A 24,544-nucleotide genomic window follows, 5' to 3' on the forward strand; every position below is an offset into this window, starting at 1 on the left:
AATTAGAATGGCAGTAGAGCAAGAAATATTAGCAAAAATTAAGGAATTTGAAACGATCATTATTCATCGGCATCAAAGACCTGATCCGGATGCTTATGGGTCACAATGTGGGTTGGCAGCCATTTTAAGAGCTAACTTCCCACAAAAGAGGATTTATCAAGTTGGGGAAAAGGTTAATGGATTAGCATGGATTGCTGAACCAGAAGAAGTAACTGATGAACTATACCGTGATGCATTGGTAATTGTAACGGATACTGCGAATCAGCCGAGAGTAGATGACCAACGCTATTTAAATGGGAAAGCCCTAATCAAGATTGATCATCATCCTAACGAGGATCCTTACGGAGATCCTTGTTGGGTTAAAACCAATGCATCGAGCTGTTCAGAGATCATTGTTGATTTTGCAAATGCGAATGACTTGGTGATTCCAGATGATGCAGCGAGAATGCTTTATGCTGGGATAATTGGTGATACTGGCAGATTTATGTATGATGCAACTACTGCGCACACATTGATTGTCGCTGCACAGTTAATTGAGCATGATTTTGATGCTGCACAGATTAATCGCAGGCTTGATAGTATTGCGTTGCCTGTTGCCAGATTAGCAGCCTATGTTTATGAACACATGGAGTTTACTGAAAATGGTGCTGCTTATATTATTTTGACCAGTGAAGTTATGAAACAGTTTGATTTAAAAGATGCAAGTACTGCACCAATTGTTCCGTTAATTGGTAAAGTTGTTGGTGTGAAGTGTTGGACGGTCCTTGTACAGCAAAAGGATGGCTCATTCAGACTGCGGATTCGTTCCAAAGCACCTGTCATCAATGAGTTGGCGAAGGAATATGGTGGTGGCGGTCATCCGTTAGCGAGTGGCGCTTTCATGCATGATGACCAGCAGATTCCTGATTATCTAAAGAAACTTGATGCAATTGCAGCAAGTTATACAGGAGAAGATTAATGAAAGAAACATTTGCGCAATTCGGCTTTAACGATTACATCAATAAGGCTTTGAAGAAAATAAACTTTACTATTCCAACCGAGGTTCAGCAGCGGTTAATTCCATTGATTAAGGACGGTCGAAGTGTAGTAGGACAATCACAAACAGGTAGTGGGAAGACCCATACTTTTCTATTGCCAATTATTAATGCACTTAATCCTTCCGTTGCAGAAGTTCAGGCCGTAATTACGACACCCAGTCGTGAATTGGCTTATCAGATATATGAAGCAACAAAGCAAATTGTAGAAGAATATCCAGCGCAAGAGCTGACGGCAGGTAATTATGTCGGTGGAACTGATAAACAACGTCAGATTGAGAAATTAAAACGTCGGCAACCGCAAATCGTAATTGGTACACCAGGGCGTGTACTTGATTTGGTAAAAAATGGTGCACTTGATATTCATAAGGCACACTTTCTTGTAGTAGATGAAGCTGATATGACCCTTGATTTGGGTTTCTTGAAGGAAGTTGATGCAATTGCTTCAACATTACCTACGGATTTACAGATGCTGGTCTTTTCAGCAACCATTCCAGAAAAACTGAAACCTTTCTTGAAGAAATATATGCAGTCACCTGTTGTAGAAGTTGTCGAAAATAAAGATGTAATCAGTCCAACAATCGATAATTGGTTATTATCAACAAAAGGTCGAGATCGTAATGGGCTGATCTACAACTTATTGACGATGGGACAGCCTTATCTGGCTTTAATCTTCACTAATACTAAAGTAAGAGCTGATGAATTAACTGATTATTTACGAGCACAGGGTCTAAAAGTAGCTAAGATTCACGGCGGAATTGAACCGCGTGAAAGAAAACGTGTGATGCGGGAAGTTCAAAATCTTGATTATCAGTATGTTGTTGCAACTGATCTTGCATCTCGTGGAATTGATATTGAAGGAATATCACATATCATTAATGATGATATTCCAAATGATTTGGAATTCTTCATCCATCGTGTCGGAAGAACTGGGCGAAACGGGATGACTGGAATTGCGATTACCCTATACGCTCCAAGCGATGATGAAAAGATTGATGAACTTGAAGAGATGGGTGTGAAGTTCAAGCCTAAGGCAATTAAGAATGGCGAAGTTGTTGACTCATACGATCGAGACCGGCGTGAAAAGCGGCATGTCAAGAAGGAACGACTTGATGGTAAACTTGTTGGAATGGTTAAAAAGGAAAAGAAAAAGAGAAAGCCAGGATATAAAAACAAAATCAAGCGTGCAATTAAACGTCAAGAGCAGCAAGATCGTAAAATTACTAAGAGGCAAAAAACACGTGCTGAGCGGAAGGAACACTAATTGACTTTTTTTGGCAGATTGGCTATACTTTGAATGTCTCAGGATATATTTATAGTTATTTTAGTTTTTAGAGAGAGTTTGTTTAAGATGAAAGAACTCAACTAGTAATTTGAATGCTCCCTGATTATATGATTTATAGATAATTACGTTAGCTCAACGTTATCGAGTCTAAAGAGGTAAACGACAAACATCGTTGCAAGTAAGGTGGTACCGCGCCAAGAAGGCGTCCTTACTAGCAACGGTGTTTTTATTGTTTTTTTGAAAGGAAAGGGAAGAAATGAAGCAATTATCAAGTGCACAAATTCGACAAATGTATTTAGATTTTTTTAAGAGCAAGGGACATAAGGTAATGCAAAGTGCACCACTTGTTCCACATGATGATCCAACCTTACTGTGGATTAACTCTGGTGTTGCTACAATGAAGAAGTTCTTTGATGGGTCAGTAGTTCCAGATAATCCAAGAATTACTAGTTCACAAAAAAGTATCCGGACAAATGATATTGAAAATGTTGGGCATACCGCCAGACATCATACTTTATTTGAAATGCTGGGAAATTTTTCAGTAGGAGATTATTTTAAGGAAGAAGCAATCACGTGGGCATGGGAGTTATTGACTAGTCCAAAATGGTTTGGAATGAATCCAGATAAGTTGTATATCACTGTTTATCCAAAAGATACCGAAGCAAAACGTATTTGGTTGGAAGAAGTTAAGCTTCCGAAAGACCATGTTTATGAGGTTGAAGACAACTTTTGGGATATTGGTGAAGGACCCAGTGGACCAGATTCAGAAATTTTCTATGATCGCGGGCAAGAATTCAATAACCTTTCAGAAGACGACCCAGAAAATTATCCTGGTGGTGAAAACGAGCGCTATCTTGAAATCTGGAACATTGTTTTCTCTGAGTTCAATCACAAACCAGATGGAACATATGAACCACTACCGCATAAGAATATTGATACGGGAATGGGACTGGAACGTGTTGTTTCTGTTTTCCAGAATGCACGCACTAACTTTGAAACAGATTTATTCTTACCATTGATTGAGAAATCTGCAGAATTAGGGAATGGCACAAAATATGGTGATTCTCCAGTAACAGATGTCTCATTTAAGGTTATTGCAGATCATATTCGTGCCGTAACTTTTGCAATTGGTGATGGCGCTTTGCCTTCAAATGAAGGTCGGGGATATGTTATCAGAAGATTGATCAGAAGGGCAGTAATGCATGGGCAAAAGCTTGGAATTGATGAAGCGTTCCTTTACCGCTTGGTACCAATTGTGGGGCAGATAATGAAGTCATATTATCCGGAAGTCTTGGAACAGTCTGATTATATTGCCAAGGTAGTGAGAATGGAAGAAGATCGGTTTAATGAAACACTGAAAGACGGTCTGCAATTACTGAATGAAATGATTGCTGATGCAAAAGAAAAGGGTTCAAATAAACTTTCTGGTAAGCTGGCCTTCAAACTTTATGATACTTATGGCTTTCCATTTGAATTAACAACTGAATATGTCCAAGAGCAGAATTTTACAGTTGATGAGACTGAATTCAATGAACAGATGAAGCAGCAAAAAGAACGTGCCCGTGCTGCTCGCAGTAATGCTAAGTCGATGGGTGTGCAAAATGGACTTTTGACGGATATTAAAACAAAGAGCAAGTACGTTGGTTATGAGAAGTTGATTACCATGGGAACGCTAAAGGATATTATTGTTAATAATCAATTAGTTGATACCGTTGCTACAGGGTTTGCTGATTTAATTTTCAGTGAGACACCTTTCTATGCGGAAATGGGTGGACAGGTTGCAGATCAAGGTGTAATTATGAATCAAACTGGTGCCGTAGTTGCAGAGGTCACAAATGTTCAGCATGCGCCAAACGGACAAAATATGCATACAGTGAAGATCCTTAGTCCATTAGCTATCAATGAAGATTACAAGTTAATTGTTGACAAGACGTTCCACAATAAAGTACGTAAGAATCATACTGCAACGCATTTGTTAGATCAGGCACTGCGCGATGTTTTAGGAGAACATACACACCAGGCAGGTTCACTGGTTGAACCAACCTATCTGCGCTTTGATTTTACAAATCTTGGTTCAGTGACTCCTGAAGATTTACACAGAGTTGAGCAGATCGTTAATGAAAAAATATGGGCTAATCTTGAAGTTAACACGGTTGAAACAGATTTAGCAACGGCTAAAAAAATGGGTGCAATCGCATTATTCGCTGATAAATATGGTGATTTAGTTCGTGTTGTAAAAATTGGTGACTACTCAATGGAATTCTGTGGAGGTAATCATGCTGTTAATACTGGTGAGCTTGGATTATTCAAGATTGTTGCTGAATCTGGTGTTGGTGCAGGTGTTCGCCGCATTGAAGCTGTTACATCACGGGAAGCCTTTGAATTTTTAGAACAAAAGGGTAACTTGTTACAAGATGTTGCTAATCAATTGAAAATAACTCAAGTTAAGGAAGTCCCTCGAAAAGTTGAAGCACTGCAAGCCCAAATCAAAGACTTGGAGCAGCAAAAAAGTTCATTAGAAGCTAAATTTGCAAAGCAACAGGCAGTTGATATCTTCAATAAAAGTGAGAGAATTGGCAGCTTGACGTTAATTGCTGCGCAGGTTAAAGTCTCAGGAATGGATCAGTTGCGACAGTTAGCAGACCAATGGAAAGAAAAACGTATTTCGGATGTACTCGTTTTGGCAACTTCTACTGCTGAAAATAAAGTCAATTTGATTGTTGCGGCTTCCCCAGCTGCCATTGAAGTAGGCGTAAAAGCAGGTAATTTAATCAAGACAATTTCACCTCTTGTAGGTGGCGGTGGCGGTGGACGGCCTGATATGGCCCAAGCTGGAGGAAAGAAACCGGAGGGAATTATTGCTGCCCTGGAAGCTGCAAAGGAATATTTATTAAAATAGAAAAAACATAACTGCTGATTGGCATCCAGTATAATAATCTTTAGTACAATAAAATGTTTTCTGATAGAGAAAAAAAGTCTTACGTTATTTTTTTCTTGACAAAATTAAAGATTCGATTAGAATGTATCTTATAGTATTAATAATCGAATGAAAACATCTTGAAGGGTAGAGTACAGAATTGAGTTTCTAAGAGAGCTTCTGGTTGGTGTGAAGAAGTGAAACAAGATATTTTGGAAGATGGACTTGGAATGGTGATGGTGAGTGTTAAGCCGTTGACGTGGTTGCAGACGTTATAATTGCAAGGTTGTTATATAGTTTTCTAGAGGCTATATTGCGATTTACTGAGGTGATGATTTATTGTCACAAACTAAGGTGGTACCACGACTAGCTCGTCCTTTTCATAGGACGGGTTTTTTATTTCGATTAAAAAATACTGTGGGGATAGAAAGTGAAAAATAAAAAATTGTAACAAAAAGTGTAAAAATGAGGAGTGCATTCAATTATGAAAAAGAAAAATATTATTATTTGGGCGATTGTAGCAATTGTAATTATTATTGTAGGATATTTTAGTTTTGGTGGGGGACAAAAGAAAGCTGCTAGCAAAACAGTTACTATTGGAATCATGTCAGGTGTTAAACAAGACGATGCAATTTGGAAAGTAGTTTCTAAAACAGCAAAGTCAAAGTACAATATTACTTTGAAATTTAAGAAATTTACTGATTATTCACAACCTAACAAGGCTTTAGCAAATGGTGATGTTGATCTCAATGCTTTCCAACATTACGCATTCTTAGATGCATGGAACAAAGCTAACAAAACCAGCATTGTAGCAATTGGTAAAACAGTTATTACTCCAATTCGTTTGTATTCTGATAAGGTTAAGAAAATTAAAGATATTCCCGAGGGTGCAACAATTGCGGTTCCTAATGATGCAACAAATGAATCAAGAGCATTGTATCTCTTGAAGAATGCAGGCCTGATTACACTGAAAAAAAATACAGCCTTAGCAACAATTAAAACGATTGCTAAGAATCCAAAAAATTTGCAAATCAAAGAATTAGATGCTAGCCAGACTGCACGTTCGTTATCAGATGTAACTGCAGCAGTTATCAATACAAATTATGCGCAAGCTGCAAAAATTGATTACAAATCTGCAATCTATGTAGAACCAGTCAATAAGGATTCAGAACAATGGATTAATATTATTGCTGCAAATAAGAAAGATAGGAACAAAAAAGTGTACAAAGAAGTTGTTAAAGCATACGAAACAGCAAAGACAAAACAGGAAATTAAGAAACAATATGGTACAGCAGAAATTAGTGCGTGGGATATTAAATTAAAATAATTACACTTGTTCATAAGTAGGAGGCTAAGAGTGTATGGCTGGCGAAGCGATTAGATTAGAAAAAGTAAGTGTGACATTTACGCAAAAAGATAAGAAAGTTGATGCCGTAAAGGATGTGACTCTGCATGTTGAAAAAGGTGATATATATGGAATTGTGGGCTATTCAGGTGCAGGTAAGTCAACTTTGGTTCGTGTAATCAACTTGTTACAGCATCCTACCTCTGGAAAGGTTGAGGTTAATGGCGAGATCTTATATGAGAAGGATGCTTCTGGTGAGAAGATTATCAGTGATAAGAAGTTGCGTGAAAGAAGACGAAAGATAGGAATGATTTTCCAACACTTCAATCTGCTTAATGAACAAACTGTAATACAAAATGTTGCCTTTGCGTTAAAACACAGTAATTTGAAAGAAAAGAATATTTTAGAAAAATCAAGAAATTTATTGGATCTTGTTGGTTTAAGTGAAAAAGCAGATGTATATCCTGCACAGCTTTCGGGTGGACAGCAGCAGCGAGTAGCTATTGCGAGAGCATTGGCAAATGATCCAGAGATTTTGATTTCAGATGAAGGAACTTCGGCACTTGACCCTAAAAATACGAGTCAAATTCTTGATTTGTTGAAAGAAATTAATGAAAAATTAGGGTTAACCGTTGTTTTAATTACACATGAGATGGATGCGGTTAAACGGATTGCAAATAAAGTTGCTGTCATGGAAGATGGTCAGATTATTGAACGCGGTGATTTGATTTCGATTTTCACTAATGCTAAGGAACAACTGACACGGGAATTCTTAGGTAGCGGTTCTGCGAAAGCAATTGCGGTATTGCAAGAATCTGAACTTAACAAGTTAACCGAAGATGAGCGCTTAGTGCAGCTCATTTATAAGGGTTCAAAAGTTAGTGAACCAATTCTGGTCAAGCTATACCGTGATTTTAACGTTGAGACCAACATCATCTACAGTAATATCGAAATTCTGCGCGACACACCAATTGGAACAATTTTTGTTGTTCTGAAAGGAACAGAGGATAGTCGTAGTAAAGCAATTAACTATTTGAAGGAACAAGAAGTTATCATTAAGGATGTTAAAGAACGGGATGTGAAGAAGAATGGCTGACCTATTTGCAAAATATTTTCCTAATGTTGTAGCCCAAGGTTGGAGTGGCGATGGCGGTTGGCTAACAGCTATTGGTGAAACCTTCTATATGATTTTTTGGCCAGCAATTTTCGGCGGATTACTGGGACTGTTTTTTGGGGTCGGATTAGTTTTGACTGATACAGATGGAATTTTGCCGAATAAAGCATTTTTTGGAATATTCGACAAGATTGTATCTTTCTTCAGAGCGATTCCTTTTATTATTCTGTTGGCTTTTATAGCTCCCGTTACTAACCTGCTCGTTGGAACGCAGATTGGAACGCTGGGTGCTTTAGTACCACTATCGTTAGGACTTTTTCCTTTCTATGCACGTCAGGTTCAAGTTGCCCTGAAGAGTGTTGATCATGGAATTATTGAGGCGGCACAATCAATAGGAGCGACTTTTTGGGATTTGGTCTTTGATGTCTACCTTAGGGAAGCACGTTCCGAATTAATTCGAGTTACCACTGTGACAATGATTAGTTTAGTTGGCTTAACTGCAATGGCTGGGGCAGTTGGTGCTGGTGGACTAGGAAACATGGCAATTGCTTATGGTTATGGGCGCTTCGCTAATGATATTACACTTGTAGCCACATTTTTAGTATTGGTTATTGTATTAATTATTCAGTTACTTGGTGATTTCTTGGCCAGAGTTTTCAATCATAAGACTGCCTAATTGGTTTAAGCTATAATTAACTTGTTTTCAGTAGTGTTCCGGGACTGGGTCAAAAGTTAAATTTTGATCCAGTTCTTCTATGTTATTACGAATAAACGTGTTTCATAAGTTAAAATTCTCCGTCTAACTTCGAATTACTCATAGCGAAGTTCTTACTATGTTCGCAATTTATAGTTGGTACTCAAATTTTCCCAACTTATGGCACACCACCCATAAAGTGTACTGAAGGTCGGAGGAGTTGAACCAAATCAATAATTGGTTCAACTCCTTTTTATACTTGAAGGAAATGGTAATAACTTATAGGATAAGTAGTAATAAAAATTAACAATTGTGTTACGGTATGATTACAAGCACGTGTTTTGATTGTGACAATCTTTTTTCTTTAGTAAAATAGTATTAGGTTATGCATGCGGAGGTGCTTGCGATGAGTTCGTTAGATAAAACGATGTATTTTGATTTTGGTGATAATCACCAAAAGGATGTACATGAAACTTTAGTAACTGTATACCAAGCTTTAGAAGAAAAGGGTTATAATCCGATTAATCAAATAGTAGGATATCTTCTTTCGGGGGATCCGGCATACATTCCAAGACTTAATGATGCACGTAATCTGATTAGAAAGCATGAGCGCGATGAGATTGTTGAGGAATTGGTCCGCTCTTACCTGCATAAGGAGGATAAGAAGTGACGAGATTAATGGGACTAGATGTTGGATCTAAGACTGTTGGAGTTGCAATTAGCGACTTGCTTGGGTGGACAGCACAAGGAATTGAAATTATTCCTATTGATGAGGATAATGAAGAATTTGGAATTGAACGTGTGAAGGAACTTGTACAGCAGTATGAAGTCAGTGGCTTTGTGGTGGGATTACCCAAGAATATGAACAATACTTCTGGGCCTAGAGTTGAAGCGTCGAAAAAATATGGCGAATTACTCAAAACAACTTTTGAATTGCCAATTGATTTTCAAGATGAGCGGCTTACGACGGTTGCGGCAGAAAGAATGCTGGTTGAACAAGCTGATACGTCACGCAAGAAGAGGAAAAAAGTAATTGATAAGGTAGCAGCAGGTCTGATTTTACAAAACTATCTGGATAAGAAAGGGCCTCTTTTGCAGAACTAATAAAAAATAAGAATATGAGGTATTACATGATGAATGATAATGACAACCTAATGACCTTAGTTGATGAAGATGGAAATGAGACATTATATGAGGTGCTCTTTACTTTTGAGTCGGATGACTATGGTAAGTCGTACATTTTGTTAATTCCTTCTGGAGCACAGCCTGAAGAACAAGTTGATGTTTTAGCGTTCTCATTTGATCCGGACGAAGATGGAGAAGCTGTCGATGCACAGTTACATGATATCGAGAGTGATGATGAATGGGATATGGTTGAGGGTGTACTCGATACATTTTTGAACGATGAGAATATGCAGTAGGGAGTGTGCCATAAGTCGAGAAAATTTGAAGTTAGACAGAGAATTTTGACTTATGAAACACGTTTATACGAAATAAATAGAGAAACTGAATCAAAATTTGACTTTTGACCCAGCTTCTGTCTGATTATTAGTAAAATTTTTTGGGGGCTGGGTCAAAAGTTATACTTTGACTTGGCCCTTATATTTTGGCGTTGTGGTACGCAAGTTAATGAAGATTCAGCTTGAGAAGGCAAAAATTTGAGTATTAATTTGAAATTACAGAGTTGGAATCTATGAAGAAATTATGACCAGTGTCAGTTTTTAGGTATTAGATATAATAAAGATTTTGTTTTTTGATAAATATTGGATAATTACACAGATTTATTATGATAGTATGCTAGAATTAACGTCATATAATTCAATCTGGGAGGGATATAAGAATGTCTGACGAAAAACGCCGGTTCAGGGCAGAAATTGCCGGTGATGATTATACTATTATCGGAAATAGTACAGACGAACATATGGGTACAGTAGTAAAACTTGTTGAAGAACAGTTTGAAGAAATTCAAAGGCTAATGCCAGGTCTAAGTAAGGAACGTGCGGCTGTTTTGTTGGCAATTAATGCCATTTCAGATCAGTTGTATAAAGAAGAAGAGGTTGAAAAGCTACAAGCGTTGTTGGATGCAAGAGAAAAGTAGGTGATTAGATGATATTATCTGTGATCATTATTGTAGTATTGTTTTTGGCTTTTATACATGGAATGCATCGAGGATTACTATTGATGTTGCTGAATTTGGTTGGATTAGTGGTGCTGTTCTTTATTGCACATAGTTTTGCAGGAACGGTTGGTGGCTGGTTACAGCAATTGGTAGAATCCTTCAATCAGAGCTCTGCAACATGGAGTGCGGATCAAGGAAGTTTAAGCGGGAGTTCAACTTTTTACTATGGATTGGCATACTGGTTGATTATGCTCGTAGGTGGATTTGTAGTTTATCGGATAATCAGAACGTTTAATCTAGTAAAGAAGATTCCGGTGATTGGCCAACTAAACGCTTTAGCGGGTGGGGCGGTTTCAATTATATTAACTTATTTAATTATGTTTGCAGCTTTAATTATTATGCAGTCTTGGCCAACTACGAGTGTCAGAGAGACAGTTTCTGAATCGGGAGTGGCTCAATTTATTTTGGAAAAGACGCCTGTGATGTCACAGAATATAAAAGATTGGCTGCAAGAAAATGATAGTAGTGTATAGGGGGAAGTTTTGTGAATAGTAAAACTTTGAAGACTCTAGAGTTTGCCAAAGTAAAAAAAAATCTATTGCCTTTTGTAAGCACTCCAATGGGGGAGAAACAAGCAGCAACACTTGAACCAAGTAGTGATATAGCAGAAATTAAACAGCGAATTGCGCAAACCAGAGATGGTGCAGATATTTTGCGAATGAAAGGCGCAATCCCAGTTCCTAAATTATTGGATGTTTCGCAATCATTAAAGCGCTTAGATATTGCAGCCAGCTTGAATGGCAAAGAATTAGCAGCTATCAGCAAAGTTTTGCGTGCGACAAATGAGGTTAGAAGATTTTTTGTAAAACTCGATGATGATGCAATTGAGTTGATTTCACTAGATGAATTAGCTGATGAATTGCAAGTTTTACCTGAAGTTAACAAACGCTTATTAACTTCAATTGAGGGTGATGGTCATGTAATGGATGAGGCTTCAGCTGCTTTAGCTGGAATCAGACGTTCGATTGCAGCGATTGAGGGTCAATTGAGAGCTCAATTAAATGGATTAGTGCATGGTAGCTCATCCAAGTATCTAAGTGATGCAGTTATTACGATTAGGAATGACAGATATGTGATTCCTGTTAAGCAGGAATATCGTAGCCATTTTGGAGGTGTTGTCCATGATCAAAGTGCTTCAGGGCAAACAGTATTTGTTGAACCAAGGCAGATTGTGGAATTGAATAATCGCTTGAAGCAACAGCAAGCAAACGAAAAAGAAGAAATTGTGCGAATCTTGCGGGAGCTTTCAGAACTGATTGCGCCTTATACGACAGAAATTCGCCAGAATGTACATCTACTGGGTGTTTTTGATTTTGTAAATGCAAAAGCTAAATATGCTGCCCAGATTAAAGCAACGGAACCTTTGCTTTCGGCTGAAAATAGGGTTTATTTGCGACAAGCTTGGCATCCGCTGCTTGATATGAAAGCAGCAGTCAGAAATGATATTATGTTAGGTGATGATTACAAAGCGATTGTTGTCACCGGACCAAACACAGGTGGAAAAACAATTACTTTGAAAACACTTGGTTTAGTTCAGTTAATGGGACAGGCTGGTCTTTTTATTCCAGCTTTCGAAGAGAGCCGAATTGGTATTTTTGACAACATTTTTGCTGATATCGGAGATGAGCAGTCAATTGAGCAAAGTTTGAGTACTTTTTCATCGCATATGACTAATATCGTTTCGATTTTATCTGAGATTGATGATAATTCATTGCTTTTATTCGATGAGTTAGGGGCTGGGACAGATCCACAAGAAGGCGCAGCACTTGCAATTGCAATCCTTGACTATGTTGGTTCTAAGAGCAGTTATGTAATGGCAACGACCCATTATCCAGAGCTTAAGGCATATGGCTATGAGCGTGCGCAAACAATCAATGCAAGTATGGAATTTGATATAGAAAGCTTAAAGCCAACGTATCATTTGTTGTTAGGAATTCCTGGGCGTAGCAATGCTTTAGACATTTCGCAGAAACTAGGCCTTAATGAGGTCATCATAATGCAGGCAAAACAACTAACTGCAGGACAAAATCAAGATTTGAATGATATGATTCAAGACCTGGTTTCAAAGAGACACCAGGTTGAAGAGGAATCAATAGAATTACACAAAAATCTAGAAGAGTCTCGTAAACTCCATAATGATTTAGATAAGAAATATGATGAGTTTGTTAATCAACGAGAAAATTTGCTCGATAAGGCAAAAAGAAAAGGCAACGAAATTGTTGAACAAGCGTCTCAAAAATCTGAAAAAATTATTACTGAGTTACGACAAATGCGACTGAATGCAGGAACAGTTATTAAAGAAGATGAATTAATTTCTGCAAAGACGCGGTTGAATAATCTTGAACAGCCTACGAATTTGAAGAAGAATAGTGTCTTGCGTCGTGCAAGAGAGAAGCAGATTCTGAAGCCAGATGATGATGTCCTTGTGAAATCATATGGACAACGCGGGGTATTGCTGCGCAAAGCCGGAAATCATGAATGGGAAGTTCAGCTGGGAATTCTCAAGATGAAGGTTGCAGAAGATGATTTGGAGAAAATCAAAGTCGAAGATAATAAGAAGACAGCAATTAGAACAAGTGTTAAATCTGCTAATATAGCACATGTATCACCAACCTTGGATTTACGTGGCGAACGTTATGAGGAAGCACTTGTAAAGGTGGATCGATATCTAGATGCTGCGGTTTTGGCGGGATATTCAACTGTGACAATTGTCCATGGAAAAGGGACCGGGGCTTTAAGGCAAGGAATCACTGATTTTTTGTCACAAAACCGAGCTGTGAAAAGTTTTAAATTTGCGGCACCTAATGCGGGTGGAAATGGTGCAACTGTAGTATATTTTAAGTAGTAAGGCAGAAAGCTTGATTTTATCACATAATTTGTTATGATTTACTTACTAAAGAATAGCAGGAGGCGTATTAAATGATTAAAGAATTGACAGACTCAACATTTGAAAAAGAGACAAGTACGGGTGTCACATTGACTGATTTTTGGGCAACATGGTGTGGACCTTGTCGCATGCAGTCACCAGTTGTAGAACAATTATCCGAAGAAATTGGTGATAAGGTAACTTTTGCTAAGGTTGATGTTGATCAAAATCAGGCAACAGCAAGTGAATTTGGAATTATGAGTATTCCTACACTTTTGATTAAGAAAGATGGCCAAGTTGTCGATACTTTGGTTGGTTATCATCCAAAGGAACAGTTACAGGCTAAGTTGGAACAATATATTTAATTTGTTTCTGATTGAAACTCATTAAAAGCAAAAAAGTCATTTGACTTTTTTGCTTTTTTTTATATAATAATTATATAAACAATATTATACGGCATATAATATTGTTGGTTACAAAGTTAGCGGAGGTTAAGCTATGAAAATAAAAATATCAGCTGATTTGCTGGATGGAATGGTTCTGGCATTACTAGCGCAAAAGGATTATTACGGTTATGCGCTAACTCAGGATATACAGGCTGCAATTGCTATCTCAGAATCAACAATGTATCCAGTTTTACGCCGCCTTCAAAAAGATGGTTTTTTAACAACATATGATCAATCTTACCAGGGACGAAATCGACGTTATTATCAGATTACAGTTGAGGGGATTGATCATCTTCATGCAGTAGAGAAGATGTGGGAAAGCTATAAGCTAAGCTTGGATCAGATCTTTTTTGGGGGAAAGGGGGAAAATGGGAATGGATAGCCAAAGATATTTAGCAGAACTGGGGGGACTGTTAAGCGGTTTGTCAACAAGCGAGGTCGAAGCAGCAGTCGGTTTTTATTCTGAATTTATTTCTGACGCAGGAATTACAACAAGAAAAGAAATTGAAACACGACTTGGAACACCAAAGCAATTGGCACGTAAAATAATGGCAGATCACTCAGTTAAAATGGATGATGAAAAAGAAGAAAAAATTAGGCCAGCAAATAAAAGTTCTAAAATGATTTGGCTGATAATTTTAGTAGTATTATCATCACCAGTGACACTTGGAGTTGGTGGAGGTTTGTTGATTGCATTGGTAGCGATTATTCTTTCAATGATAATTATAGTTGTTGTCTTATTCGCTGGTCTAATTGTTGGAATGGCGCTTGCATTGTATCTAGGTGTTTCATTATTGTTTCAGAGTTTAAATACAGGTCTTTTTTATATCGGTGTATTTCTAATAATTTTAGGGCTCTTACTGGTGTTGTTACCAATTGCTTATTGGATTTGTCGCGTTATTTTACAGTGTATTGCGAATTTTGCACGGTATTTGTACAAGAAATTCAGAAGTAGACAAGCGGGTGGTGAGAGAAAATGAAGAAAACGATAGTTATTGGTCTTTGTATTATGCTAATTGGAGTATTTCTTACTGGTTATGGATACATTAAAAACGGTGCTAAATTATTATATCTGGATGGTTGGAAGCCGCAAATACTAATGCAAATTGAAAAAAAACAGGTATTATCGAAGAATACTAGTTTTAAAAAAATAAATATCAAAGATAACACAAATGATATTGTAATTACTAGAGGTGCACATTATCAAGTCAGTTATCAAGGTATTAGAGGATATCAGCCCAGTGTTTCAATTTCTGATGGGAGCTTGAATATTCAGCAAAAAAAGAGTTTGAATAATTATGTTAGTATTTCAAACATAGTTGAAAATGGTGAGAAAATCGTAATTACAGTACCAAAAAAAGTTATTCTACAAGATATTAGTGCAAACCTTGCTGAAGGAGATCTAAATATTCAAAATATTAAGGCTCAAAAGATTGGAGTTAAAAATACTGATGGTGATACGAATATCGCAAATCTTACTGCTGATAGGCTTAAGATAGCTAGTGAAAATGGGGATGTTGATATAACAGCGCAAAGTCAGCTTACTGCTGGAATATTTTCATTAGAAAATGGAGACTTGACTGACCACGAAAGTACGTTTAATAATGTTACAATGACAAACTCTAACGGAGATATTGATCTTCTTGGTTCGACTATTAGTGGCGGACAACTCAAGCTTACCGATGGAGACTTTGAGGGCACAAAGATTGGTGTAACTGGAAACCTCAGTATTAATAATAGTGATGGTGATAATACAATATCACTATTAGATAGCAGTAATACGGGATATTCGATGGTGAATGGAGATGGTGATAATACTTTATTCGGAAAAGATGTTGGAAGCCAAGTTATAAAGGGGAAAAAGAAGCTAACTCAAATTAAACTATCGAATATATCTGGCGATAACGAAATAAAATAAGGTGGGATAAATAATGAAAAATAAAAAATTGATGAAGTCAAAAGATAAAATATTATCAGGAGTTTTAGGCGGACTTGCAGAATATTTAGAATTAGACAAGGCAGTCGTACGCATTATTGGTGCAATTTTGATAATTTTTCCAGGTCAAGTGGTTATTGGTGCAATTATTTATATTATTGCAGCATCTGTTATGCCAGAAGATGATGGTAGCAATCATGGGGATGATCATGTTGTTGAAGGAGAGTTCAGAGACAAAAATAATTAACTAGTAGAGTTAAATGGACATCTGTCTGATGTAGACTATTTGCAAAATAAAAATTGAGGTTGTAGCAAAGTTAGTAATTTGTGCAGCTTCTTTTTTATGCGATTAGTGAGGAAAACTATATGATTTGTCAATATGCTACTTTACTTTTTTACAAAAGTATTACAAAGTTAAGTAGACTTTACAAATTCTTTAAGAAATCTTATAGGAAAATTACTTGTAACAACTTACAAGAGATGTAATCATTATAGTTGTATAAATTGTGAATTCCTTGTGAATTTATTACGAATTTTATATGAACTTGAATTTAGTAACAATCAAGGAATTGGGGGGACTTTGTTTGAAAGAGTTTAGTAATAGGTTGATTAAAAACGAAGTTACAAAATTTCTTTTAAAAACTGTTTTTTATACAGTTATTATATTGGGCTTAGTGTACTTGTTTAGCTATAGTGGCATGAATGGTCCGCACTTTATCTATAATGAGTTTTAAAAAGGGAGATGTTTTTGCTCGTGAACATTATTCAACAAATTGATAAATGGTCCGAAATGATGCCAGATGCAATTGTGTATGATTATCTGGGTGACAAGCGCACATATTTAGAGTTGAGGAAGATGTCGGATTCTTTGGCTCAGAAATTAATAAGTTTGGACTTACCCAAAAAAGCACCTATTTTGGTATTTGGTGGACAAACCTTTGAAATGCTTGTTTCTTTTTTAGCAGTTGTAAAGTCAGGGCATTCATATATACCATTAGATGGGGAATCACCAAACGAAAGAATTATTCAAATTAATGAAATTGCAAAACCAGCAGCATGCATTGCTGTTGAAAAGTTAACGGTAAAATTAGAAGGCCTCACTATCTTAGATAGAGAAGCGCTAGAGCAGACTTTTGATAATGAGACAAAAGATTTTACTGCTGCGAAATATCAAGTTAGCGATGATGATATCTTCTATACAATCTTTACTTCGGGAACTACGGGAGTGCCCAAGGGGGTACAGATAAGTGCTAATAATTTGCAAAGCTTCTTGGATTGGATGAGAAGTGATTTTGGAATTACAGCTGGAAAAACATTTCTAGCGCAACCGGCATATTCATTTGATTTATCTGTAATGTCGCTCTATCCTGCACTAACACAGGGTGGAAAATTGACTGTATTACCGAAGAAAGTAACTGATAATTTTAAAAAGTTATTTGAACTACTGCCAAAATTAGAATTAAATATCTGGGTTTCAACACCCTCATTCATGGATATCTGTTTACTCGATAAGAATTTCAATGAAGATAATTATCCCACAATTACACATTTTCTATTTTGTGGTGAGGAGTTCACGCATAAGGCAGCACAGAAGCTGCAGGAGCGTTTTCCAAAAGCAAGTATTTATAACACATATGGGCCAACTGAAGCTACAGTTGCGGTTAGTCAGGTGCTGATTAATGAAAATGTTCTTGAGCGTTATCCTAGATTACCAATTGGAGTTGCCAAGGATGATACCGAATTGTTGATTGTGGATGAAGATCTGCATGAATTACCAGCTGGAATGTCAGGAGAGCTACTAATAATTGGTCCAAGTGTTTCTAAAGGATATTTGAATAATTCTGAAAAAACGCAGCAAGCATTTGTTGATTTTAAGGGCAAGCATGCCTACCGCACTGGTGACTTAGCTGAAATTGATGATGAGGGACAGCTGTTATATCATGGAAGAATTGATTTTCAAGTCAAGCTTCATGGCTTCAGAATTGAGCTTGAAGAAGTCGATCACCATCTAAACCAGGTCTCATTGATTAAGCAGGCTGCATGTGCGGTTAAGTACGATGTTAATCATAAAGCAACACAAATTGTGGCCTATGTAGTTCCAAAGGAAAACGAGTTTAAATCGGAATTTGCACTAACAAAGGCAATCAAAACAGAACTAACGACTTTGATGATGCCCTATATGATTCCACAGAAATATGTTTATGTAGAGTCATTACCACTTACTAATAATGGCAAGGTGGATCGTAAGAAGATTCTGAACGAGGTCAATAGCTAATGATTAATATGCAACCGTATCAAAATCCAACATATTTTTTGTTGATAGCTTTGACGCTGTTACCAGTAGTTATTGCGAATCTGTGTGAAAAGAAAATTTATTGGTATCAAACACTTATTTCTTTTGGCTTTTTACTATTGTCCTTTGGGGGGATAAAGTGGCACCAAGGAATCGCTTTAATTGTTTATGTGGTTTTAGAAATTATTTTGATTAAGCTATATTTTAATTATAGGTTAAGGTCAAATAACTCATGGATATTCTATCTGACTGTGTTTATAGCTATTATTCCTTTGATAATTGTCAAGATTACACCCGCGATTTATGGTGGACAAGTTTCAATTATCGGTTTTTTGGGAATTAGTTATATTACTTTCAAAATCGTTGGAATGATTATGGAAATTCGTGATGGAGCAATTAAAGAATTTAAGTTGTGGCAAACAATCCAGTTTTTACTATTCTTTCCAACTATTTCTTCAGGTCCGATTGATCGATATCGTCGATTTATCGGAGATTATAATAAGCAGCTTTCGCGGGAAAAGTATTTGGATTTACTTGAAAAGGGAGTTTGGTATATTTTTCTGGGATTTCTTTATAAGTTCTTTATCGCGTACTTTTTTGGAACACTTCTAATGCCACAAGTTGCTCAAAATGCATTAGCACATGGCGGATTATCCTGGTGGCTTGTTGCCTATATGTATATTTGGTCAATGGATTTGTTTTTTGATTTTGCGGGCTATAGCTTGTTCGCAGTTGGAACGAGCTATATTATGGGAATTGCAACGCCAATGAATTTCAACAAACCGTTTGCTGCTCCAAATATTAAGGAATTCTGGAATAGGTGGCATATGACATTGTCATTTTGGTTTAGAGATTACATTTATATGCGACTGGTATTTTTTATAATGAAGAAGAAACTGATTAAAAGTCGCATAACGATTGCTAACTTAGGGTACTTAACATTATTCTTAATAATGGGATTCTGGCATGGAGTAACATGGTATTACATTGTTTATGGTTTATTTCATGCGTGTGCAATCATTATTTGTGATGCATGGTTGCGTTTTAAAAAGAAGCACCGCCAGCAAATTCCAAGTAATCGTTTTACGAAATTATTTGCTATTTTTCTAACATTTAATACCGTTTGTTTTAGTTTCTTGATTTTTTCAGGTTTCTTAAACACAATGATGTTTCACCATATTATGAAATAAAAAGGGAGTTTTTAAAATGAAAGAACAAATTATTGAAATTTTACAAGATTTAACCGGAAGCGATGAGGTTGCAACTAACCTTGATATTAATCTCTTTGGTGCAGGCCTGATTGATTCAATGGCAACTGTGCAATTACTACTTGAATTGCAAACACAATGCGGAGTCGATGTACCAGTTTCAGAATTTGAACGTAGTGAATGGGAAACACCTAACAAGATTATTGCGAAAGTTGAATCATTAAAAGCATGATTATTTTCAAAAGACTATTCTTGATTTTCGGCCCGGTTGTGTGTGCAGCCATAATTGTTCTTGGTTTCTTGTTTTCCCCATTCAGGCCAGATAAAATTTCACAAAGCACGATTCAAAAGGCAGCGCTCTCCCAATCCCCACAGGTTTTTAAGGGAATGGCGGTTAAACGTGCAGCTTTTAAGGAAAATTATGTTCCTTTTTTTGGATCATCAGAACTTTCAAGAATAGACGCACTTCATCCATCAGTATTGGCGCAAAAATATCATCGTAGCTATCGTCCGTTTTTACTAGGAACTGCAGGAACGCAGTCGATAACTCAGTTCTGGCAGATGCAGGGATTTGGCAATGAATTGAATAATAAAAAAGCTGTGTTTATTATTTCACCACAATGGTTTGTTAAAGGTGGAATTGATCCTGCAGCTTTCAATTATTTTTACCCACGACCGGAAATTGTGAATTGGTTACTGAAGGCAAAGCCAACAACTGAAAATAGATACGCGGCTGAAAGATTACTCGCGCTAAATCCTAAAGACTCTACGGATGAAATTGATGATAGTGTTTTGCGGATTGCTGCAGGACAACGATTAACTAGCTTTCAGAAGACCTATTTGCATTCGGTAAAAAACGAACTTGATCATGAAGATCAATTATTTTCAACGATTTCGCTAAATAATCGAGAAGCATTGATTAAAAAAAGAGAAAAGGAACTACCTGCAGTTTATAATGAAGCTAAACTTGACAAGATAGGGTATGAATTAGGCAAGGCCAATACAACAAATAATTCTTTGCGTATTGATAATAATTTTTGGAATCACAAATTAAAACCTGTTTACAAAAAATTAGCAGGGGAACAAAGAAACTTTAGTTATGTCAAGTCTGTCGAGTATTCAGATTTTCAGCTTGTATTAAATGAGTTTGCAAAGCATCATATAAATGTTTTGTTTATCATTCCACCAGTCAATGAAAAATGGGCAAAATATACTGGATTATCAATGTCGATGATTCAAACTTTTAACAATAAGATTACGTATCAATTAAATTCACAAGGATTCACCCACATTGCGAATTTGTCTAAAGAAGGTAAAAAGCCATACTTTATGCAAGATACAATTCATCTTGGTTGGCGTGGCTGGCTGGCCGTTGATCAGTATGTTAATCCGTTTTTGACAAAAAAACAGGCAAAACCGCAATATAAGATGGATAATTATTTTTATACGAAGAAGTGGCAGAATTTAGATTATTAATTATTAAAATAGCTAAGATTTATATAAAATAAAAATGGTCCTGAGTCAAAAGTTAAATTTTGACTCAGGATCTATTTTTTAGTATTTAGATGCAGGCATTGCTTGTTAGCGTGGCAAATGACTGATAAATTTCACAATTTTAAAGTGCGGATTTCCTCTAAGTGTTGGTTCTTTTATGCGAATGCTCATCACAGTACTGAAGCGTTGAACCAAAAAATCTGTTCCACAAACGTAATTGATGTAATAGACATGTGGCTGCTTTGTTTTCCAGATTTCTATATTATAACCATGCAGATCTTCGAAATTATATCCATCTAGTTGTCGTTTGATTGCGCGATGAGTCAAGCGGATAAATCCATGATACTGCTGTGACGTCAAGCGCTGGACTTGCTGATCATCAGATACAAGTTCAATATCTTGTGTGCTGCTATAGTAGGGTGTTTTCCAAATCAGTTTTTCATACCAGTGATAGACTCCAAATACGATTAAGAGGTCTAAAATCACAATTATTATGCTTATTTTTATCCAAGAACGCATTTTCCCAAACCCCTTTAACCCATGCTATAGTAATATTTAAAGCAACAGGATTTTCACATTTCTAAGAGTCTAATTACAAATTATTCAGAGAAATGAAGTGGTTCTTTTTCGGGAATCAATATGCTGTCAATTGGATCGTCCGGATCTAATTGGACTAAGAAAGATACGGTGCCATTCTTTTTTTTGATTTCCTTAATGATAGCTTCACAAACAAAACCGGTTTGTAATTGAATTGTCTCTGCAAGAAAGCCGGCCTCTAATAGAAAATCAGCTTGTTCAATAATGTCGTTGCGCAACTGGATAACGTCACCTGATAATTCGAAAAGTTGCTGTTTTTGATGTCCTTTAATTCGTTTTAAATCTCCCCAGCCGGCTTTAGAAAAGAAGACTGGCAAATCATCATCTTTAGCAAGGTATACATTGCGTGCCAATCGCTTTCCCGCCCAATAGAGAATATTGGAGTTATCCCCGATTAGTTCTGGGACCAAGATGTCACGTATAATTTCATAGCCAAGAGTATTTTCCAACCCCTTATTTTGTGACAATTCTAGATATTTATTTACGTCCATGACGACTCTCCTTTAATTCGATCTACTAATGATTATACATTGAAATGTCAAAAAAAGTTGTAACTAATTTAAAATTTAAATAATAGTGAAGATTTTTGCTACTATCAAGGTTTATCTGTATAATTAGTGAAGAGAACTACATTATTTAACAGTGAGGTTTATTATGAAAAGAATATTAATAGCAACAAAAAATAAGGGGAAAGCTCGCGAATTCAGGGCTTTTTTTGAACCAAAAGGTTTCAGGGTTGAAACCCTAAATGAATTAGACGAGATTCCAGAAATTATTGAAAATGGGGAAACCTTTACGGAAAATGCATTGATCAAGGCAAGGGCATTAACTAACCTGTTGCAGACAGCTGTTGTAGCTGATGATTCTGGGTTAATGGTGGATGCGCTCGGAGGAGAACCCGGGATTTACTCTGCGCGTTACGCAGGTGATCATGATGATGCTGCTAATAATAAGAAGTTACTTAGTAAGTTGGAAGATATTCCTGATGAGGAAAGAACTGCAGTATTTCATACTTCGTTAGTTGTTACTCGTATTGGGAGAGAACCACTGATAGTTAGTGGGAATGTTAAGGGGCGGATATTGAAGCAATTACGGGGTGCTGCTGGTTTTGGATATGATCCATTATTTTATTTGTCTAAGCTTGACAAAACTTTTGCAGAATTAACACCCATTGAGAAAAATAAGGTTAGTCATCGCGGACAGGCAATTAAGGAATTGAGTGAAAAATTTGACGATTGGTGGGTTAAAGAATAATGGGTGAAAAAATATTGGTAGTGAGTGATAGCCATGGAGACCGTGACATCTTGGTAAGACTTCTGAAAAAGTATAAGGGAAAGGTTAATGCGATGTTCCACTGTGGGGACTCAGAACTTGAAGCGGATGATGAATTATTCAATGATTTTCATGTGGTAAAGGGAAATTGTGATTATGATTCTAGATTTGCAAAAAAAATAGTTACTACTGTGGGCTCTGAAACTGTTTTATTGACACATGGGCACTTATATGGTGTAAATAGCGGGTTGAATAGTCTGGACCTCTTAGCGCAGGAAAATGAAGCAACAATTGCGTTGTACGGTCACACACATCTTTTAGGTGCAGAAATGAATAGTGGGTGTTTATTTCTTAATCCAGGTAGTATTAGCTTTCCAAGAGGGAAATACAGCAGTATAGGCGGGACCTACGCGTTGATTGAGATTGGTGCGCAGAATAATCTGCATGTGCAATTTTATAATCGCAATTTTGAAGCTGTTCCTGACTTGGTAATTGATTATAAAAGAGGATAGAATGAATACAGATTTGAGAGAATTATATATTAGATTATTGAAGTGGAGTGTAACTACAATTTTTTTCATGTTTTCACGTCAATTCATTAATAGTCAGGTATTCGATATTGTTATAATTTTCTGTGTTTGTTATTGTATAATTATCTTCATATGCTGCTTTTACGTGCAATTTTTTGTTAAAAAATAAGGTTGACATTGTTCAGAATGAATGTATAATAATAAGAGTATTTTGCCCGTTGGTCAAATTGGTTAAGACGTCGCCCTCTCAAGGCGGAGTTACGGGTTCGATCCCCGTACGGGCGATATGTTGAGACAAAATATGTGTCCATCATTTAATTAGGATGGACTTTTATTTTGTGGAAGCAGAACTATTCCCTTGTTTCCTGATGTTATTGTGCGTATATTGACAAGTAAATGCACAAGTACTACCATTAAATAGTGGTTTTTAATTCATTGGGCATTCGCCAAATTGGTAAGGCAGCGGACTCTGAATCCGCAATGTACTGGTTCGAGTCCAGTATGCCCAATTTTTAGATTTAATCCGTTAGATAAAATGTTTTAAAACATTAATCTAGCGGTATTTTTTTACTCTTTTTAGAATTATTCTAAATTTATTTTTTTAACACAAAATGAATGTTTTAGTGAATACTTTCTTCGTACTAAAAATTTAAGAATGAAGAGTATCTATCAGCTATATCAGACTTTTGACTGTTAGTAATTGCTGTATAGATATCCAAGGTAGTTTGAATATTTCTATGCCCAAGCTGATGTTGCAACTGCTTTACGTCCAAGCCAGCTTCATAGGCTATTGTGGCATATGTGTGCCTGAAACCATGAATGGTTATCCTTTTAAGATTATATTCATCAGTTACTCGTAACATCCACAGACGTGGCTTAACTGGTTGATACATATTATTAAAAGTACTTTGGAATACTAGTTGAGTAGGTGGTTGAGTATAACCTCTTTGAAGTAGCCAACTCTTTTGTTCTTTTTTCCAGTCTTCTAATATGCTAATAGTTTTTCTATCAAGCCACACAGTTCTCATAGACTCGCTAGTTTTAGCTGTTTGTACATTTATACCATCTTTACCTCTAGATTGTGTCTTAGTTATAGAAACAGTCATCTCTTTGAAATGTATATCACTCCATGTTAGAGCTAAGAGCTCACCTTTTCTCATTCCACTGAAAGCTACTAACCTGAAGAATGTATATACCTTAAAATCAGAACTCTCATATACACACTGGAGAAATTTTTGTAATTTCTCTTTGGTATAGTTCAAGTGCAAATGTGACTCCATACGTGAAAGAATGACATTCTCACACGGATTATCAGTAATGCAGTGCCCGCGACC

The 24,544-nt window shown here is 36.6% G+C and carries 27 protein-coding genes, 2 tRNA genes and 1 other annotated feature; of the genes, 26 read left to right on the forward strand and 3 right to left on the reverse strand.

Translation table 11 applies throughout. The annotated features are described in order from the left end of the window. Positions 1-7: 7 nt before the first annotated feature. From FFX44_RS04045 to dltD, 22 genes are all read left to right on the forward strand, one after another. Positions 8-958 (forward strand): bifunctional oligoribonuclease/PAP phosphatase NrnA, encoded by a 951-nt coding sequence (locus FFX44_RS04045; RefSeq protein ID WP_289978152.1) that lies wholly within the window; start codon positions 8-10, stop codon positions 956-958. Continuing rightward, complete coding sequence (locus FFX44_RS04050; protein ID WP_289978154.1) at positions 958-2,298, forward strand: DEAD/DEAH box helicase; 1,341 nt, start codon at positions 958-960, stop codon at positions 2,296-2,298. Before FFX44_RS04045 ends, FFX44_RS04050 begins: the two co-directional genes overlap by 1 nt. Before the next feature lie 277 nt (positions 2,299-2,575). Beyond that, entirely contained in the window at positions 2,576-5,218 is a 2,643-nt protein-coding gene (gene alaS, locus FFX44_RS04055) for an alanine--tRNA ligase (RefSeq protein ID WP_289978156.1), read from the forward strand. Between the two features lie 149 nt (positions 5,219-5,367). Further along, positions 5,368-5,618: a binding site (T-box leader), on the forward strand. Between the two features lie 102 nt (positions 5,619-5,720). Further along, on the forward strand, positions 5,721-6,563 hold the full coding sequence (locus FFX44_RS04060) for a MetQ/NlpA family ABC transporter substrate-binding protein (RefSeq protein WP_289978158.1): 843 nt from the start codon (positions 5,721-5,723) through the stop codon (positions 6,561-6,563). Positions 6,564-6,597: 34 nt separating this feature from the next. Then, positions 6,598-7,677 carry a methionine ABC transporter ATP-binding protein gene (locus FFX44_RS04065; RefSeq protein WP_289978160.1) on the forward strand — a complete coding sequence of 360 codons (1,080 nt, stop codon included), beginning with the start codon at positions 6,598-6,600 and terminating at the stop codon, positions 7,675-7,677. After that, positions 7,670-8,371 carry a methionine ABC transporter permease gene (locus tag FFX44_RS04070; protein ID WP_289978162.1) on the forward strand — a complete coding sequence of 234 codons (702 nt, stop codon included), beginning with the start codon at positions 7,670-7,672 and terminating at the stop codon, positions 8,369-8,371. The genes FFX44_RS04065 and FFX44_RS04070 overlap by 8 nt, the downstream gene beginning before the upstream one ends. Positions 8,372-8,795: 424 nt before the next feature. Then, complete coding sequence (locus FFX44_RS04075) at positions 8,796-9,059, forward strand: IreB family regulatory phosphoprotein (RefSeq protein ID WP_057868933.1); 264 nt, start codon at positions 8,796-8,798, stop codon at positions 9,057-9,059. After that, positions 9,056-9,493 (forward strand): Holliday junction resolvase RuvX, encoded by a 438-nt coding sequence (ruvX, locus tag FFX44_RS04080; protein ID WP_289978169.1) that lies wholly within the window; start codon positions 9,056-9,058, stop codon positions 9,491-9,493. Before FFX44_RS04075 ends, ruvX begins: the two co-directional genes overlap by 4 nt. Positions 9,494-9,522: 29 nt before the next feature. Next, positions 9,523-9,810 carry a DUF1292 domain-containing protein gene (locus FFX44_RS04085; protein WP_289978649.1) on the forward strand — a complete coding sequence of 96 codons (288 nt, stop codon included), beginning with the start codon at positions 9,523-9,525 and terminating at the stop codon, positions 9,808-9,810. Positions 9,811-10,229: 419 nt separating this feature from the next. Next, on the forward strand, positions 10,230-10,487 hold the full coding sequence (gene zapA / locus FFX44_RS04090) for a cell division protein ZapA (RefSeq protein WP_289978172.1): 258 nt from the start codon (positions 10,230-10,232) through the stop codon (positions 10,485-10,487). 8 nt (positions 10,488-10,495) lie between these two features. Further along, positions 10,496-11,041: a CvpA family protein gene (locus FFX44_RS04095; RefSeq protein WP_289978173.1), complete on the forward strand. Its 546-nt coding sequence runs from the start codon at positions 10,496-10,498 to the stop codon at positions 11,039-11,041. A gap of 11 nt (positions 11,042-11,052) precedes the next feature. After that, positions 11,053-13,413: an endonuclease MutS2 gene (locus FFX44_RS04100; protein WP_289978174.1), complete on the forward strand. Its 2,361-nt coding sequence runs from the start codon at positions 11,053-11,055 to the stop codon at positions 13,411-13,413. A gap of 74 nt (positions 13,414-13,487) precedes the next feature. Then, the gene (gene trxA / locus FFX44_RS04105; RefSeq protein ID WP_289978176.1) at positions 13,488-13,799 is read left to right on the forward strand and encodes a thioredoxin; all 312 of its coding nucleotides are present in this window, start codon (positions 13,488-13,490) and stop codon (positions 13,797-13,799) included. Positions 13,800-13,932: 133 nt separating this feature from the next. Next, entirely contained in the window at positions 13,933-14,262 is a 330-nt protein-coding gene (locus tag FFX44_RS04110; RefSeq protein WP_289978178.1) for a PadR family transcriptional regulator, read from the forward strand. Further along, positions 14,255-14,860, forward strand: coding sequence for a DUF1700 domain-containing protein (locus tag FFX44_RS04115; RefSeq protein ID WP_289978180.1), 606 nt, complete (start codon positions 14,255-14,257; stop codon positions 14,858-14,860). Before FFX44_RS04110 ends, FFX44_RS04115 begins: the two co-directional genes overlap by 8 nt. Further along, entirely contained in the window at positions 14,857-15,798 is a 942-nt protein-coding gene (locus tag FFX44_RS04120; protein ID WP_289978183.1) for a DUF4097 family beta strand repeat-containing protein, read from the forward strand. The genes FFX44_RS04115 and FFX44_RS04120 overlap by 4 nt, the downstream gene beginning before the upstream one ends. A 13-nt stretch (positions 15,799-15,811) precedes the next feature. Further along, positions 15,812-16,063 carry a PspC domain-containing protein gene (locus FFX44_RS04125; protein ID WP_289978185.1) on the forward strand — a complete coding sequence of 84 codons (252 nt, stop codon included), beginning with the start codon at positions 15,812-15,814 and terminating at the stop codon, positions 16,061-16,063. Positions 16,064-16,400: 337 nt separating this feature from the next. After that, positions 16,401-16,550, forward strand: coding sequence for a teichoic acid D-Ala incorporation-associated protein DltX (locus tag FFX44_RS04130; RefSeq protein ID WP_289978186.1), 150 nt, complete (start codon positions 16,401-16,403; stop codon positions 16,548-16,550). Between the two features lie 14 nt (positions 16,551-16,564). Continuing rightward, on the forward strand, positions 16,565-18,091 hold the full coding sequence (dltA, locus tag FFX44_RS04135; protein ID WP_289978188.1) for a D-alanine--poly(phosphoribitol) ligase subunit DltA: 1,527 nt from the start codon (positions 16,565-16,567) through the stop codon (positions 18,089-18,091). After that, positions 18,091-19,299 (forward strand): D-alanyl-lipoteichoic acid biosynthesis protein DltB, encoded by a 1,209-nt coding sequence (gene dltB / locus FFX44_RS04140; protein ID WP_289978190.1) that lies wholly within the window; start codon positions 18,091-18,093, stop codon positions 19,297-19,299. The genes dltA and dltB overlap by 1 nt, the downstream gene beginning before the upstream one ends. Positions 19,300-19,315: 16 nt before the next feature. Next, on the forward strand, positions 19,316-19,549 hold the full coding sequence (dltC, locus tag FFX44_RS04145) for a D-alanine--poly(phosphoribitol) ligase subunit DltC (protein ID WP_289978192.1): 234 nt from the start codon (positions 19,316-19,318) through the stop codon (positions 19,547-19,549). Continuing rightward, positions 19,546-20,793 (forward strand): D-alanyl-lipoteichoic acid biosynthesis protein DltD, encoded by a 1,248-nt coding sequence (gene dltD, locus FFX44_RS04150; protein WP_289978195.1) that lies wholly within the window; start codon positions 19,546-19,548, stop codon positions 20,791-20,793. Before dltC ends, dltD begins: the two co-directional genes overlap by 4 nt. Positions 20,794-20,898: 105 nt before the next feature. Here dltD and FFX44_RS04155 read toward each other — a convergent pair whose 3' ends face one another. Both FFX44_RS04155 and FFX44_RS04160 read right to left on the reverse strand, forming a co-directional pair. Further along, positions 20,899-21,330, reverse strand: coding sequence for a hypothetical protein (locus FFX44_RS04155; RefSeq protein ID WP_289978197.1), 432 nt, complete (start codon positions 21,328-21,330; stop codon positions 20,899-20,901). 80 nt (positions 21,331-21,410) lie between these two features. Next, the gene (locus FFX44_RS04160) at positions 21,411-21,899 is read right to left on the reverse strand and encodes a YslB family protein (protein WP_289978199.1); all 489 of its coding nucleotides are present in this window, start codon (positions 21,897-21,899) and stop codon (positions 21,411-21,413) included. A gap of 163 nt (positions 21,900-22,062) precedes the next feature. Between FFX44_RS04160 and FFX44_RS04165 the strand changes: the two genes are divergently transcribed. The 4 genes from FFX44_RS04165 to FFX44_RS04180 all read left to right on the forward strand — a co-directional run bounded on the left by FFX44_RS04165 (position 22,063) and on the right by FFX44_RS04180 (position 23,719). Next, positions 22,063-22,662: an XTP/dITP diphosphatase gene (locus tag FFX44_RS04165; protein WP_289978200.1), complete on the forward strand. Its 600-nt coding sequence runs from the start codon at positions 22,063-22,065 to the stop codon at positions 22,660-22,662. Beyond that, positions 22,662-23,192, forward strand: coding sequence for a metallophosphoesterase (locus tag FFX44_RS04170; RefSeq protein ID WP_289978201.1), 531 nt, complete (start codon positions 22,662-22,664; stop codon positions 23,190-23,192). Before FFX44_RS04165 ends, FFX44_RS04170 begins: the two co-directional genes overlap by 1 nt. A gap of 230 nt (positions 23,193-23,422) precedes the next feature. Continuing rightward, positions 23,423-23,495 (forward strand) — tRNA-Glu (locus FFX44_RS04175). 151 nt (positions 23,496-23,646) lie between these two features. Continuing rightward, positions 23,647-23,719: transfer RNA gene (locus FFX44_RS04180), tRNA-Gln, on the forward strand. Positions 23,720-23,851: 132 nt separating this feature from the next. Here FFX44_RS04180 and FFX44_RS04185 read toward each other — a convergent pair. Then, entirely contained in the window at positions 23,852-24,472 is a 621-nt protein-coding gene (locus FFX44_RS04185; RefSeq protein ID WP_289978202.1) for a site-specific integrase, read from the reverse strand. Positions 24,473-24,544: the final 72 nt, after the last annotated feature.

Origin of the sequence: Lactobacillus sp. UCMA15818 (assembly GCF_030400225.1) — a bacterium.
Classification (GTDB): Bacteria; Bacillota; Bacilli; order Lactobacillales; family Lactobacillaceae; genus Liquorilactobacillus.